12 protein-coding genes are annotated in these 13,908 nt (G+C 76.6%); 4 read left to right on the plus strand and 8 right to left on the minus strand.

Translation table 11 applies throughout. From position 1 onward, the window contains the following. Window positions 1–58 precede the first annotated feature (58 nt). Window positions 59–571 (minus strand): Lrp/AsnC family transcriptional regulator, encoded by a 513-nt coding sequence (locus FA014_RS12420; RefSeq protein ID WP_195969272.1) that lies wholly within the window; start codon window positions 569–571, stop codon window positions 59–61. Window positions 572–703: 132 nt separating this feature from the next. Here FA014_RS12420 and FA014_RS12425 point away from each other — a divergent pair, with 132 nt between their 5' ends. Then, the gene (locus FA014_RS12425) at window positions 704–1,237 is read left to right on the plus strand and encodes a DUF2000 domain-containing protein (RefSeq protein ID WP_154729989.1); all 534 of its coding nucleotides are present in this window, start codon (window positions 704–706) and stop codon (window positions 1,235–1,237) included. A gap of 817 nt (window positions 1,238–2,054) precedes the next feature. Here FA014_RS12425 and FA014_RS12430 read toward each other — a convergent pair. Continuing rightward, window positions 2,055–2,618: a DinB family protein gene (locus FA014_RS12430; protein WP_230323115.1), complete on the minus strand. Its 564-nt coding sequence runs from the start codon at window positions 2,616–2,618 to the stop codon at window positions 2,055–2,057. Window positions 2,619–2,772: 154 nt separating this feature from the next. Here FA014_RS12430 and FA014_RS12435 point away from each other — a divergent pair, with 154 nt between their 5' ends. From FA014_RS12435 to FA014_RS12445, 3 genes are all read left to right on the plus strand, one after another. Then, the gene (locus tag FA014_RS12435) at window positions 2,773–3,483 is read left to right on the plus strand and encodes a biliverdin-producing heme oxygenase (protein ID WP_154729991.1); all 711 of its coding nucleotides are present in this window, start codon (window positions 2,773–2,775) and stop codon (window positions 3,481–3,483) included. Between the two features lie 89 nt (window positions 3,484–3,572). Then, window positions 3,573–4,205, plus strand: a complete 633-nt coding sequence (locus FA014_RS12440; protein WP_154729992.1) for a TetR/AcrR family transcriptional regulator — start codon at window positions 3,573–3,575, stop codon at window positions 4,203–4,205. A 73-nt stretch (window positions 4,206–4,278) separates the two neighbouring features. After that, the gene (locus FA014_RS12445; protein ID WP_230323116.1) at window positions 4,279–5,604 is read left to right on the plus strand and encodes a GGDEF domain-containing protein; all 1,326 of its coding nucleotides are present in this window, start codon (window positions 4,279–4,281) and stop codon (window positions 5,602–5,604) included. A gap of 258 nt (window positions 5,605–5,862) precedes the next feature. Here FA014_RS12445 and FA014_RS12450 read toward each other — a convergent pair whose 3' ends face one another. From FA014_RS12450 to FA014_RS12475, 6 genes are all read right to left on the minus strand, one after another. Next, window positions 5,863–7,914 (minus strand): NHL domain-containing thioredoxin family protein, encoded by a 2,052-nt coding sequence (locus FA014_RS12450; protein ID WP_154729993.1) that lies wholly within the window; start codon window positions 7,912–7,914, stop codon window positions 5,863–5,865. Between the two features lie 87 nt (window positions 7,915–8,001). Continuing rightward, the gene (locus FA014_RS12455) at window positions 8,002–8,220 is read right to left on the minus strand and encodes a hypothetical protein (protein ID WP_154729994.1); all 219 of its coding nucleotides are present in this window, start codon (window positions 8,218–8,220) and stop codon (window positions 8,002–8,004) included. A gap of 44 nt (window positions 8,221–8,264) precedes the next feature. Continuing rightward, the gene (locus FA014_RS12460; protein ID WP_154729995.1) at window positions 8,265–9,275 is read right to left on the minus strand and encodes a hypothetical protein; all 1,011 of its coding nucleotides are present in this window, start codon (window positions 9,273–9,275) and stop codon (window positions 8,265–8,267) included. Between the two features lie 81 nt (window positions 9,276–9,356). Continuing rightward, window positions 9,357–9,587: a DUF6458 family protein gene (locus FA014_RS12465; RefSeq protein WP_147795209.1), complete on the minus strand. Its 231-nt coding sequence runs from the start codon at window positions 9,585–9,587 to the stop codon at window positions 9,357–9,359. 138 nt (window positions 9,588–9,725) lie between these two features. Then, entirely contained in the window at window positions 9,726–11,771 is a 2,046-nt protein-coding gene (locus FA014_RS12470; RefSeq protein ID WP_154729998.1) for an alpha/beta fold hydrolase, read from the minus strand. 96 nt (window positions 11,772–11,867) lie between these two features. Continuing rightward, a complete protein-coding gene (locus tag FA014_RS12475; RefSeq protein ID WP_154729999.1) occupies window positions 11,868–13,883 on the minus strand; it encodes a cytochrome c oxidase assembly protein in 2,016 nt (671 codons plus the stop codon). Window positions 13,884–13,908 lie beyond the last annotated feature (25 nt).

Genomic DNA, 13,908 nt, shown 5'->3' on the forward strand with positions numbered 1-13,908 from the left:
GGCGCCTCGGCAGGTCGCCCGGGGCGCCGGGACCGCCGCGAGGCCGCCGTCCGCCGGCTCACCGCCCCCGGGGGCCCTCCCCGCCGGCGCGCGCTGACCGGACCGCGCCGGGCGCCGGGTCCACGCGACGCCGCCGGATGTGCTCGTAGACGACGGACGTCCGCACGTCGACGACCTCCGGCCGCTCGGTGAGCCGGTCGATGACGAACCCGTAGAGCGCCTCGTTGTCCGGCACGGCCACGTGCACCAGGAAGTCCTCGGTGCCGGTCGTGACGAACACCCCGAGGGTCTCGGGCAGGGCGACGACCCACGAGCGGAAGCCCTCGATGTTCCGCCGGGTCGGGGGACGGATGCGCACGGCGACGAGCGCCTGCACGGGCCGCCCGATCGCCGCGAGGTCCACGTCGAGCGTGGCGCCCCGGATCACGCCGCGGTCCCGCAGGGCGCGCGTCCGGTCCAGCGCGGTCGTCGGCGCGACGCCCACCGCGGCGGCGACGTCGCGGTTGGTGCGCCGTGCGTCTGCCTGCAGCTCGCGCAGGATCGCCGTGTCGAGTGCGTCCAGATCGGCCATACCGCGACCCTATCCGTACGTCGTACGGAGCGCGTGGACACCGCCCGTACCAGTGCCTAGCGTCCGTCGTCGTCGCCGAAACACGACCGCCGCGCCGTCCTGGCGGCGTCCCGCCGGCCCCGAGAGGTTCCCGTGCCCGCACCGTCCGCACCCACCGCCCCCCACACCGACACCGCCCGCCTCCCCGGCGCCCTCGCCCCCGCCGCGGGCGTCGGCTTCGACCCCGAGGAGATCCGCCTCGACGAGCCCACGCGCTCTGCCCGGCTGAAGTGGGTCGTGGTCGTCGACGAGGCGCTCGACCCCGGTCGGGCCGCCAACGCCGTCGCGTGCGTCACCGCCGCGACGGTGACGGGCGTGCACGGCCTCCTCGGGCCCGCCGCCGCCGACGCGGAGGGCGACGCGCACACCGGGCTCCCCTGGACCGGGTGCACCGTCCTGGGAGCACCCCGCCCGAGCCTGACGGCGCTGCGCGCGAAGGCGGTCGCCGCGCCCGGGGTGCACGTGGCCGACATGCCGGCGGTCGCCCAGCAGATCCGCGTGTACACCGAGTACGTGGCGGCGCTGGGGGAACGCGGGGCCGACGACCTCGACTACCTCGCGCTGAGCATCGTCGGGCCGCGGAACCGGGTGGACCGGCTGGTCGGGAAGCTGCGGCTCCTGGCCTGACCGGCGGGACCGCCCGTCGTCCACCACGCGTGCACACGGCGTCCACAGGGGCGGGCCGCCGGGCACGCTCGATCCACGCCCCCGTGCACAAGGTGGGGACAACTCCTGTGGACAGATCCCGACATTTCGCCCTTCCGGGTGGTCCGCGCGCCCGTCCGGGTGACGGCGAGGTGTGGACAACCCCGACCAGCCTGTGGGTAACCAGCCCCGGGCACGGAGAAGGGCCCCTCGGAGTAAGCGTCCGAGGGGCCCTCCCCGATCGTCGTCCCTACGCCCCCGACGGATCGGGGACCGGCGGCCGCTCTGACGGTACGGCTCCGCCCCGGCACCCGGCGGCGACCTCGGGGGGCACCAGCCGCGGGCGGGACGGCGACGATCCGACCCTCGGGGTCCTACGGGCCGCTGCGTCGTCATCCGCAGCTCGTCGGGTCTCCCCGCCGAGGTGGTCCGTCGTTCTCCCTCCGGTCCCGACCTCGCCGGCTCCGCTCCGCCGGGCGCCCGCCGAGGCGGGCCTCCCTGCGGTGGACGGTGCGTCCGTCGAGGTCGTTGGAAGAGTTCTAGACCCGCCGCGACGACGGCCGCAAGGGCCTGGGACGGCCAATTCTCGTCCACCGCTGGGTGCACATGTTGTCCACAGCGTCACCTGCACGATCATGCGGTGTTCACAGGGTTGTGCACAGAATCTGTGGATGACGGCGCCTGCCGGGCAGCCCCTACGGCCCGGCGCGCCTGCCGCACCCGCGCGCCGGCGGTCCGTAGCGTCGTCCCCGGATCGAGGCCCCTCGGAGTAAGCGTCCGAGGGGCCTCGCCGCGTCCGTCAGGCGTGCACGTCGTGCAGGTGGTGCACGACGTCGTGCAGGAAGTACTGCCCCAGGGTCGTCACCGTGAACGTCGACCCGTTGGACCGGCGGCCGACCCGGTCCCACTGGTCCGCGCGGACCGCGGCGAAGCCGGCGGCGAGCGCCGCCGCGGCGTCGGCGAGCTCGTCCGCCACCCGGCCCGGGTCCTGCCGGTCGTACCGCTCGGCGACCGCGGTGGCGTCCTGGTCCCAGTTGGGGAACAGCGGGTCGTCCTCGGTCAGCATCAGGCGCAGCCGCTCCGCGAACACGCGGTGCACGTCCCGCACGTGGGCGCCGTACTCGAGCGTCGACCAGGTGCCCGGGGCGGGCCGCTCGCGGACGTCCAGCCGGTTGAGCGCCGCCCGCCACCGGGGCACCAGGTCGTGCACCGTGCCGGCGATGTCCGGGCCGGACACGTCGGTCCCGGCGAAGCCGCACTCGGGGCACCGCTCGGACAGGACCCAGGTCCAGTCCTTGGCGTCGGGGTCGGCGGGGCGGTAGTCGTCGGCGGGGTCGGCGTCGGGGGGCGTCGCGGCGGTCACGTCACGCACGGTATCCCGCGCGCCTCCCGGGCGGCAGCGCCGGCGGCACGATCCCGTACGGTGGGGATAGGGAGGGTAGGCAATCCTTACCTCGTGCGGTACGTTCTGACGCGACGTCAGATCGACGCCCTGCCGCCGGCCCCCGGGAGCCCTCATGACCACGACGCACGACCTGCCCGCCGCCGCGCCGCGCACCCCCGGCACCCCGGGCACGACCGCCGACCGGGCCGCGGCGCCGCTGTCGGTGCTGCTCCGCGAGGGCACGCGCCCCGAGCACGAGGCGGCCGAGGGCTCCACGTTCGTCGAGGACCTGCTGGCCGGCCGCCTGACCACGCCCGCCTACGTCGACCTGGCGCTGCAGCTGCACGCGGTCTACACGGCGCTCGAGGAGGTCGGCGAGCAGGTGCGCCGCACCCCGGCCGGCGCCGGCGTCGTGTTCGACGAGCTGCGGCGCGTCCCCGCCATCGAGGCCGACCTCGCGCACCTCGCCGGCCCCGGCTGGCGGGAGCGCGCCACGCCGCTGCCCGCCACGGCCGCCTACGCCGCCGCGATCCGGGCGGGCGGCGCGGACGTCGGCGCGTACGTCGCCCACGCGTACACCCGGTACCTGGGCGACCTGTCGGGCGGCCAGGTCATCGGCCGGATGGTGCAGCGGCACTACGACGTGGCGGACGAGGGAGTCGGGTTCTACGCCTTCCCCGCCATCCCCAAGCCCAAGCCGTTCAAGGACCTCTACCGCGCGCGGGTGGACGCGCTGGACCTCACGGAGGCGCAGCGGGCCGCGGTCGTCGACGAGGCGCGGGCCGCGTTCCGGCACAACCGCGCGCTGTTCGCCGCGCTGGCCGAGGTGCACCGGGCCGCCTGACCGGGCCGCCCCGGCGCTCGCGCGACACCTGCACACCACCGCCACACGCGCAAGAAAGATGTGCTGACGTTTCGTGCGACGATGTCAGCATGCCCAAGATCATCGGCGGGTCGCTGCACGAGCACCGCGAGCAGACCCGGCTCCGCCTGTTCGGCGCGATGTCCCGGCTGATGGCCGAGCGCGGGTTCGACTCGATCACGCTCGCCGACATCGCGCAGGCGGCCGGCGTCGGCCGCACCGCGGTGTACAACCACTTCGCCGACAAGGAGTCGATGCTCGTCGGCTTCATCATGCACGAGACCGGCCAGTACGTGGCCGCGCTCGAGGCGGAGCTCGCCGGCATCGACGACCCGACCGAGCAGCTGCGCGCGTACGTCCGGGCGCAGTGCGAGCTCAAGCGCGACTACCACCTCGCTCCCGGCCCGGACCTGCGGTCGGTGCTGTCCCGCGGCACCCAGCAGCGCGTCCGCGAGCACGTCGTGCTGGTCGAGGCGATGCTGCGCCGCGTGCTGTCGGCCGGCATCGAGTCCGGCGCGTTCCCCGAGCAGGACCTGGGCACGACCGTGTCGCTCGTCAACGCCTGCCTCAGCAGCCGGACGCTGCCGGACGACCAGCCGGCCCGCGAGCGCGCGATCGAGTCGACCGTGCTGTTCGTGCTCCGCGCCGTCGGCGCCGGCGAGCGGGCCGCGGTCGGGGTGCTGGCGGAGGCCGTCCCCGCCTGACCGCGTTCACCCGCTCGGAGGAGCGCCGGTGCGCCCGCGTGTGGCCGCGAGCCCGACACGCGATGATGTCCCGGTGACCGACGCCCCGCCGCCGGCCCGGACGAGCGCGCCCCGCGGAGACGGGGACGACGCCCGGCACTTCGCGCTGCTCGCGCACCGCCTCGGGGGCGCGACCGCGCTCGGCGAGGTGCACGAGGCCGCGGTGGTCGCCGCCCGCGACCTGCTCGACGTCGACGTGGCCGCCGTCGCCCGGCTGGAGCAGGACGACTGGCACGTGCTCGCGGCGGAGCCCACGGACGAGCTGCCCGCCGCCGAGGACGCCCTGCGCGACGGCGACGCCGTGCGCGCCCTGGTCCGGCGCCGGGAGACCTGGCTGTCCGCGCCGGGCGACGCCCCCGGGCGCCCGCGCCCCGCGCTGGTCGCGCCGGTCGTCGTCAACGGCGACCTCTGGGGCGTGCTGTGCGCGGTGCGGGACGAGCGGGCGCCCGCGTTCACGCCGGACGACGCCGCCCGCGGCGAGGTGCTCGGGGCCCTGCTGGGGGCCCAGATCGCGCGGCTCGACCTCGCCGAGCAGGTGCGGCACCTGGTGTCCGACGACGCCCTCACCGGCCTGAGCACCCGCCGGGTGGCCGACGAGGCGGCGCAGGCCGCGATCGACTCCGGCGACGAGACCTGCATCGTCATGTGCGACGTCGACGGCCTGAAGCGGGTGAACGACGAGCTCGGCCACGACGCCGGCGACGAGCTGCTGCGCAGCGTGGCGGGTGTGCTGCGGCGCGCCGGCGGCGGGCTGCCCGGGTCGACGGTCGCGCGGATCGGCGGCGACGAGTTCTGCGTCGTGACGTCCGGCATCCTGCGGACCACGGTCGTGCAGGTGATGGACGCGACGGTCGGCGACAGCGCCCTGCCGTTCGGGGCGTCGCTGTCCTACGGCATCGCGTCCTCGGCGCGCGGCTCGCTCGGGGCGGCGCCCACCCCGCGGTCCCTGTTCCGCCGGGCCGACGCCGCGCAGTACCACGCCAAGCGCAGCCACGCCGCGGCACGGGCCCGGCAGTACCGCGCCGACGACCCCGGGGCCGTGCTCGGCCGCACCGTCGCGGCCACCGTCACCGCCCTGTCCGCCACCGGCCCCGCGCCGCTGACCCGGCTGTGCGCCCTGGCGGCGGCCGCGACCGAGGCGATGGGCGGCTCCGGCTGGTCCGTGCACCGCGAGGACGGCCCGGAGCCGGTGCTGGTGGCGCGGGGCGGCACGGGCTCGCTGCACGTCTCGGGCGTGCGGCAGGTCGAGCTCCGGCGCTCTCCCTGGGCCGTCACCGTCGAGTCGACCCTGCCGGACGACCGCACCGTCACGACGACGCTGCAGACGCTGCTCTCCCTGGCGGTCCTGGGCGCGTCCTGACCCGGCGCCGCCGGCGTGCCCCGCCGCGCCGAGGGGGTACCCGCCGCGCCGACGGGGTACCCGCCGCGTCGACGGGGTACTCGACGCGCCGACGGGGTACCCGACGCGTCGAGGGGGTACCCGACGCGCCGAGCGAGCATCCAGCGGGTACTCGCTCGACGTGTCGGTTACCCGCTCGGCGGGCGCTGGGGCGCGCCGAGAGCGGCCGGGTGGCCGGGGGCGCGCCGAGCGCGGCCGGGTGGCGGGGCGCCCGGGCGGTCAGCCGTGCAGCGGCAGGGCCAGCTCCGCCGGCGCCCCGGCCACCACGCGGACCGGCACGCCCCAGTCCTGCGAGTTCAGGTGGCACGCGGGGAACTCGATCGCCGGGTCCGCGTCGCAGCTCGCGGCGCGGGCGGTGATGTGCAGGACGCCCTCGGCCACCTCGGGGTTGATCCGCAGCGTCCGGGTGAGCGGGACGTCGTCGCCCGCGCCGTCGAGCAGCAGCTCCGCGGGCGTCGCGGAGACCCGCAGCATCGTCGACGGCCCGAACCGGTCGTCGTACTTCTGCCCGGCCGCGGGGGTGAACACGACGTCGAGCGCGAGCTCTCCCGGCGCGATGTCGGTGACCGGGCGCTGCGTGCGGTGCGCGCCCGCGTCCAGCACCTCGCCGGCCAGCGTCGCCGGGAGCGCGATCCGGGTGAGCCGGTGCGCGGCGGACTCGACGACGAGCAGGGTCACGCCGCCCGCCTCCGCGTCGGCCTGCACGACGATGCCGCTCGGCTCGGCCAGCCCGGTCGCGAGCGTGCTCACCTCGCCGGGGCCGTCGCCGTCGGCCGCCGGCGCCCAGCGGCGCACCGCCCCGTTGTACGTGTCGGCGACGACGACCGAGCCGTCCGGCAGCACGGCGACGCCGAGCGGGTGCTGCAGCAGCGCCTGGTCGGCCGCGCCGTCCCGGTGCCCGAAGTCGAACAGGCCCGCGCCGACCGCGGTGCCCACTACCGCACCGGACCAGGCGTCCGCGGGGCCGGTGGGCGCGGTCCGTGCGGCGGCGAGCGCGGCACCCGCACCGACCAGGCCGGCGAACCCGCCCGGCGCCGGTGCCGCCCCGGCCGGGGCCGCGACGGCCGGCGTCCCCGGGTCGATCCACCGCAGCGCCGACACCTCGGAGTCGGCGAGCCACACCCGGCCGTCCGCGGCGAGCGCGGTCCCCGACGTCTGGGCGAACCACGCCTCGCGCGGGTCGCCGTCGGTCAGGCCCTCGTTCATCGTGCCGGCGACGGGCTCGACCACGCCGTCCCGGGAGTCGAACGCCCAGAGCTGGTGGTTGCCGGCCATGGCGACCAGCGCGGTGCCGGTCTGCGGGGACCACACGACGTCCCACGGCGAGGACAGCGGCACGGACGTCGCGGCGCGGGACCCGCCGGCCCGCCACAGGTCGGTGCGGCCGGGCAGCGGGGACGGCACGGTGGGCTCGCCGACCAGGTACTGCTCCCCCGTGCCGGCGACGGTCGTCACCGCGCCGTCCGCCAGCCGGACGCCGCGCAGCGCGTGGTTCACGGTGTCGGCCACCAGCACGTCGTAGCCGACCTCGGCCGCGACGTCCTCGGGCAGCAGGGTCAGGCCGTTGGGCTCGCTGAACCGCGCCTCGTCCGGGCCGCCGTCGACCAGGCCGCGCTCGCCCGAGCCGATCCGGCGCACGAGGGTCTCGCCGTCGGCGGCCAGCTCGGCGAGCGAGTGGTGCCCGGCGTCGGCGACCAGCAGGGTGCCGCCGGGCAGCGCGACCGCCTTGGCGGGGAACCGGAGCGTGCCGGCGGTGGGCTCCGGCGGGACGTACGGGCCGCCGCCGCGGTGCAGCGTGCCCTTGGCCTCGTGCTCGTCGACCAGGTCCCGGACCAGGCGCTCGACGTTGCTCTGGTGCCCCTCGCCGGCCATCTGGGCGACGATGTAGCCCTCGGGGTCGATGACGACGAGCGTCGGCCAGGCGCGCGCGGTGTACGCGGACCAGGTGACCAGCTCCGGGTCGTCCAGCACGGGGTGGTGCACCTCGTACCGCTCGACGGCGGCCGCCAGCGCGACCGGGTCGGCCTCGTGCACGAACTTCGGCGAGTGCACCCCGACGATCACGAGGACGTCGCGGTACTGCTCCTCGAGGGCGCGCAGCTCGTCGAGGACGTGCAGGCAGTTGATGCAGCAGAACGTCCAGAAGTCGAGCAGGACGATCTTGCCGCGGAGGTCCGCGAGCGCGACGTCCTGGCCGCCGGTGTTGAGCCAGCCGCGGCCGACGAGCTCGGACGCGCGGACCTTCGGGAGACGGGTGCTGCTGGTGGTCACAGGAGTAGTGAACACGACGCGGCCCGCAGGTCGTCCCGCGGGCCGCGGACCGGGACCCCGCCGGCACCGGGCGACCCGGGTCCGGCGTCAGCCGAGCGGGCGGACGGCGCCGACGACGCGGACGTGGACGGCGACGCCGTCGACCGTGGCGGGCAGCGCGGCGGCGTCCGCGCTCGTGGCCACGCTGACCCGGAGGTGGTAGCCGTCCTCGGCACGGGCGAGCCCGATCCCCCGTACACCGGGGCGGCCGTCCAGCTCGCGGCGCAGCCGCAGCTTGGCGGTGCGGGCGCGGTCGATGTCCGCCACGTGCGCCACCGCCCTCGCGCCACGGCCGGGCGGCGGTCGCCGGGTCAGGCGGCGGGCGAGCCCAGCAGCCGGGCGCCGAGCGCCGTCAGCACGGCGTCGATCGGGTTGACGTACGTCAGCCCGGTCCCATTCTCGCCCCCGGTCTCGGAGCCCGCAAAGAGCAGGCCGAGCGCGACCCCGTCGGCGCGGTAGACCAGGGAGCCGGAGTCGCCGCCGCGCGAGAACGGGCCCGTGCCGGTCGTCTCGACCTCGATCTGGTCGTCGAACCGCAGCTCGCCCAGCTCCTCGCCGTACCCGACGACCACCTCGTCCAGCTCGATCGCGGACACGCGCCCGCGGGTGACGGCCGTCGTGCGGCCGATCTTCGCGACGTCCTCGCCGCCGACCGCGACCGCCGTCGTGGCGATCGGCCCGACCGGGTACGTCGGGTCCACCCCGGGGTCGTCCAGCAGGGCGACCGCGGCGTCGACGGTGGCGACCCGGCCGGGTGCCAGCGGGACCGTCGCGGCCAGCGTGCCCACCCGGTCGGCCGGGGCGGTGCCGCCGTCGGCGGGCCCCGGCTGCAGGACGACGTCGCCCACCCGCGCCCGCGGGGACCCGGCGAGCACGTGGTAGTTGGACAGCGCGTGCACGGCGCCGTCGACGGTGACGAACGCGCCGAGCGTGCCGGCGGTGACGTCGACGTGCGCGATCGACACCCCCGGGCGCAGCGGGCGGACGCGGCCCGTCTCGCCGAGGGCCCGCGCGGTCGCGACCGGCGGGCGCGGCGCGGCGGTGCGGCGCAGCGCGCGGATGCGGCCGGTGCGCCGCACGTCCGCGGCGGGACCGATCTGCTCCGCCACCCGCCGGGCGACGCTCCGCACACCCGGCAGCCCGAGCCGGTAGCGCACGGCGACCCCGTACGACCCGTCGGTCCGCGGCGCCAGACCCAGGGCGACGGCCGGTCGGCCGGGGGTGCCGTCGTCGGCCGCCGCGGCGACGACGCCGTGCTGCGCGAGGTCCTGCAGGTAGCCGACCAGCTGCTGCTTCAGCCGGCGGGCCTCGTCCTGGTCCATGCGTCCTCCCCCTCGGCCGGTCCGTCGGTGGCCGGCGGGGACATCGTCACGCCGGCCACCGACACTCCCGTCCCGGGCGGGTCAGGCCGCCGGGGGCGGGGTGCGGCCCTCGTAGCGCTCCACGACCTCTTCGCGGTGCGAGGTGTGCGCCCGCTGGCTGTTGAGCACCAGCGCGAGGATCAGCGCGAGCACGCCCGCGCCCATGCAGATGTAGCCGATGACCGTGAGGTCCACGTTCGCGATGTTGTCGCTGACGCCGAACGCGAGGATCGCGCCGATGACGATCAGGGCGATGCCGCCGCCGATGCCCATGGTCGGACTCCTTCCCGGCCCGGGCGGGGGTGCCCGGGGCTCCGGGACCGAGTCTGGCGGCGGAGCCGCTGATCCGCGCGTCGAGCGGCGGACGGGTGACAGCGCCCGGGCCGCGGTCCCGCGGCCCGGGCGCCGCCGTCAGCCCAGGACCTCGGGCAGCGGCGGGAGCTCCGCGCCGCTGAGCCCCAGCACGTGCTCCGCGAGGAACGCGTCGACGACCTGGTACCAGACCTTCGCGTGCTGCGGGCTGAGCACCCAGTGGTTCTCGTCCGGGAAGTACAGGAACCGGTGCGGGGTCTGCCCGTTCTCGTCCGCGGCGAGCGCCGACCTCGACAGCAGCTCGTACCAGAGCCGCAGGCCCTCGCCGATCGGGACGCGGTAGTCCTTGTCGCCGTGCACGACGAGCACCGGGGTGACGATCTTCTCGACCGAGAGGTGCGGGGAGTTGGCCAGCGCCATCTCCGGGGTCATCTCCCGCTCCCAGTAGAAGGAGCTGTCGGTGGTCGGGCCGAACTGGTCGAGGGCCCACAGGCTGGCGTGCGTGACGATCGCCCGGAACCGGTCGGTGTGCCCGGCGACCCAGTTGGCCATGTAGCCGCCGAACGAGCCGCCCATCGCGGCGGTGCGGGTCTCGTCGACGTCCGCGCGCGCGACCGTGGCGTCGGTGATCGCCATGAGGTCGGTGTACGGCGCCGCGCCCCACGCGCCCCAGCCGCGCTGCACGAAGTCCTGGCCGTAGCCGGTCGACAGCGCGGGGTCGGGCAGCAGGACGGCGTAGCCGCGGGCGGCCATGATCCACGGGTTCCACCGCCAGGACCACGCGTTCCACGAGTTCAGCGGACCGCCGTGGATCCACAGCAGCAGCGGGGCCGGGGACGCGGCGGAGGCGCCCTCCGGCAGCACGAGCCACGCGCGGACCTCGGCGCCGTCCTCGGCGGTCGTGGTGACCTCCGTGAGGGTGCCGGGCAGCGCGGGCAGCGGCGCGGGCGCGGGCAGGGCCACCGCCTCGACCGGCTGCCCGGTCGAGAGGGCCACCGCGAGGTCGATCCGGACCGGGTGCGACGGCGCCGCGTAGGACACGCGCAGCGCGTACAGCGTCGCGCCGTCGGGGCTGACCCGCAGGTCACTGAACACGGCGTCGTCGGCGGTCACCTGCGTGACGACGTCGGAGCCGAGCGCGACGTGGAACACCGGACCGCGGCCCAGGTGGTCGGCGCCGACCAGCAGCCCGGCGCCGTCGCGGGTCCAGGCGATCTCGTGCGGCCAGCGGTCCCAGCCCTCGGCGACCCGGCGCGGGGCGGGGTCCGCGGCGTCGAGGTCGGCGACCCAGAGCTGCACCTGCGGCGCGGCGGTCGGCGTCGTGATCGTCTCGCGGAGGTACGCGACGCGCCGGGAGTCCGGGGACACGACCGGCCCCGCGAGGTCGGCGGTCGTGTCGTCCACGAGCACCCGGCGGGTCCCGGTGGCGACGTCGATCGCCACGAGCTGCTGGCGCTGGGTGCCGCGGGCGCCCGGTCGCACCCACGACGTGACGAGGGTGCGGCCGTCCGGGGACAGCACGGCGTCGTGGTGCTGCAGCGCGGCGCCGGCGTCGGGGGCGAGGTCGCGCAGCGCGAGCCGCGGCGCGGCGGCGCCGGCCTCGGGCGACGCGGCGACGGTGGTCAGGTCGCCCGCGAACAACCGCGGCTGCGCCGGGCCGAGGTCGTGGTCCCAGTACCGCACCGGGTACGAGGAGTGCAGGATCGCGGCGACCTTCGCGTCCTTGCGCACGCCGATCAGCCGCTCGTCCTCCGCGTCGTCGGCCGCGCTCGGCAGCACGTCGGAGGGGACGACCACCACGGGCGCGTCCTCGGCGACCACCACGCCGTCGACGCCGGCCTTCCGCGACGCGACCACGCGGGCCTCGGCGCCGTCGGCCGGGAGCAGCCAGAGCGCGGCGGGCGGCTCGTCGTCCGGGGCGTCCGCGTCGGCGTCGGGGCGGGCCGAGGTGAACAGCAGGTCGCCGGTGGAGGCGAACCGCGCCGACGACTCGCCCTTGGCGGACCGCGTCAGGCGGCGGGCCGGGCGGACGCCCTCGGGGTCCACCTCCCACAGCGCCGTGACGTAGCGGGTGCGCTTGGCGTCCAGCGTCGACACCGCGGTGACGAGCCGGGTGCCGTCCGGGGACAGCGCCAGGCCGGACATCCGGGGCAGGGCGACGTAGGCGTCGAGGTCGTGGAACGGGGTGGGCGGCGTGGGCTCGGGCGAACGGTCAGCAGCGTCGGTCACACCGCCGTCCTATCACGGCTCGCGGGGCGCGCCCCCCGCATCGCCCGTCCCCCGCGCGTCCCGCTGCGCCAGCCGGGCGAGCATCGCGTTGTACTCGTCCATCTCGGTGTCGCCGTCGCGCTCGACCTTCCGGTCCCGGCGCTTCGCGGTGCGCTCGTCGTCCCGGGACCACGCGAACGCCACGGCCACCGCGAGCGCCAGGGTCGGCAGCTCGCCGATCCCCCAGGCGACGCCGCCGCCGCGCTGCTGGTCGACGATCGCCGACGGGCCCCACTCGCGGCCGAGCAGGCCGAACCAGTCGGGCACCAGCAGCACGTCGCCGGTGGTGAGCGCGACGCCGAAGAACGCGTGGAACGCCATCGTCGCGAACAGCAGCAGCAGGCGCTGCGGGTACGGCGGGCGGTTCGGCCCCGGGTCGATGCCCACGAGGGCGTTGACGAACAGGTACCCGGCGAGCGAGAAGTGCACCACCATCGCGTAGTGGCCGACCTCGGAGGTCAGCGCCCAGCGGAACACGTCCGTGTAGTAGAAGACGATCATCGAGCCGGCGAAGTTCACCGCGGCGACGACGGGGTTCGCGAGGAACCGGCCCCACCGGCTGTGCACCAGGCCGAGCAGCCACTCCCGCGGGCCCCGCGACGCGTCGACGCCCCCGCGACCGGCGCCCGACCGGCTGGCCCGCGAGGGCAGCGCCCGCAGCGCCAGGGTCACGGGCGCCGACAGCGCGAGCAGCACCGGGATCACCATGGCCAGGATCATGTGCTCGACCATGTGCGCGCTGAACAGCACGTGCCCGTACATCGCCGGCCCGCCGGAGGTGGTCCAGAAGAACAGCAGCATGCCGGCCACCCACGACGCCGTGCGGCCCCAGGGCCACGCGTCGCCGCGGCGGCGCAGCCGGAGCACCCAGCGCAGGTAGACCACGATCCCGGCGACGGCCGCGGACGCGAGCAGCACGTCCCAGCGCCACTGCGTGATCCACGACAGCGTGGTCGGCTCGGGCGGCAGCGCGTGGCCGGTGACGATCTCCGCGGGGGTGGGGTCGGTGATCGGGTCGTCCGGCACCGGCGGCGGCGAGGAGCCCAGCGCGACGGCGACGCCCGAGACGGCGCCCATCACGGTGAGCTCGACCAGGACCAGGCGCCAGAACAGCCACGTGGCGGGCGCCCGCTCGTCCCCGCGCAGCCGGCCGACGACGCGGCGCCGGTGCGCCAGGCCGAGCAGCCCGAGCACGCCGAACAGGGCGATCTTGACCAGCAGCAGCACGCCGTACCGGGTCGTGAGGTCGTCCCAGGAGCCCAGCCGGATGACGGAGTTGACCGTGCCGGACACCGCGACGGCGGCGAAGCACCACGCGGCGATCACGGAGAACCGCGCGACGGCCGGGGCGAGGTCCGCGCCGAGCCGGTGCGCGAGCGGGGACAGCGCGAGCAGGGTGCCGATCCACAGGGCCGCGCCGACCAGGTGCAGGAACATCGACGAGGTGGCGAGGTCGTGGCTCGCGGCGCCGGCGGCGTGCCCGGTCTGCGCCGACTGCCACAGGGCCACCAGCACGAGGCCCGCGATCCACGCGGTGCCCACGGGCGAGGTGGTCATGAGCGCGAGCGCGGTCGTGACGGCCGCGGCCACCGCGACGAACAGCAGCACCCGCCCGAGCTCGAACTGCGTGACGAACTGGCCGAGCTCGCCGCCGAACGCGGGGTCGGTGGGCGACAGGCCGGCGACGTTCGCGTAGGTGAGGACGAGCTCGACGACCGCGGTGAGGGTCCACACCCCGGCCGCCACGGCGGTGATCCCCGACGCCGCGCGCACGACGGTCTCGTCCCGGCGCACGAGCACGGTGGCGAGCAGCACCAGGCCGCCGAGGGTCGCCGACGCGGCGAGCTCGGCGCCCGTCGACGCGATCGGCAGGCCCCAGCGCACGAGGGCGCCGGGGTCGCGCAGGGCGGTGGGCGCGGCGGCGCCGGTGAAGGCGATGCCCGCGACGACGGCCGCCAGCGCGGCGACCGCGAGCGCGGCGATCCGCAGCCAGTCCGCCGAGCGCCCCGGGCCG

It is taken from the genome of Cellulomonas hominis (assembly GCF_005239125.1).
GTDB lineage: Bacteria > Actinomycetota > Actinomycetes > Actinomycetales > Cellulomonadaceae > Cellulomonas > Cellulomonas hominis_A.

Bases quoted from the DNA above. Each gene is read 5' to 3' on its own strand.
- FA014_RS12420 (WP_195969272.1), bottom strand. From the start codon at position 571: ATGGCCGATCTGGACGCACTCGACACGGCGATCCTGCGCGAGCTGCAG.
- FA014_RS12435 (WP_154729991.1), top strand. From the start codon at position 2,773: ATGACCACGACGCACGACCTGCCCGCCGCCGCGCCGCGCACCCCCGGC.
- FA014_RS12440 (WP_154729992.1), top strand. From the start codon at position 3,573: ATGCCCAAGATCATCGGCGGGTCGCTGCACGAGCACCGCGAGCAGACC.
- FA014_RS12460 (WP_154729995.1), bottom strand. From the start codon at position 9,275: ATGGACCAGGACGAGGCCCGCCGGCTGAAGCAGCAGCTGGTCGGCTAC.
- FA014_RS12465 (WP_147795209.1), bottom strand. From the start codon at position 9,587: ATGGGCATCGGCGGCGGCATCGCCCTGATCGTCATCGGCGCGATCCTC.
- FA014_RS12470 (WP_154729998.1), bottom strand. From the start codon at position 11,771: ATGTCCGGCCTGGCGCTGTCCCCGGACGGCACCCGGCTCGTCACCGCG.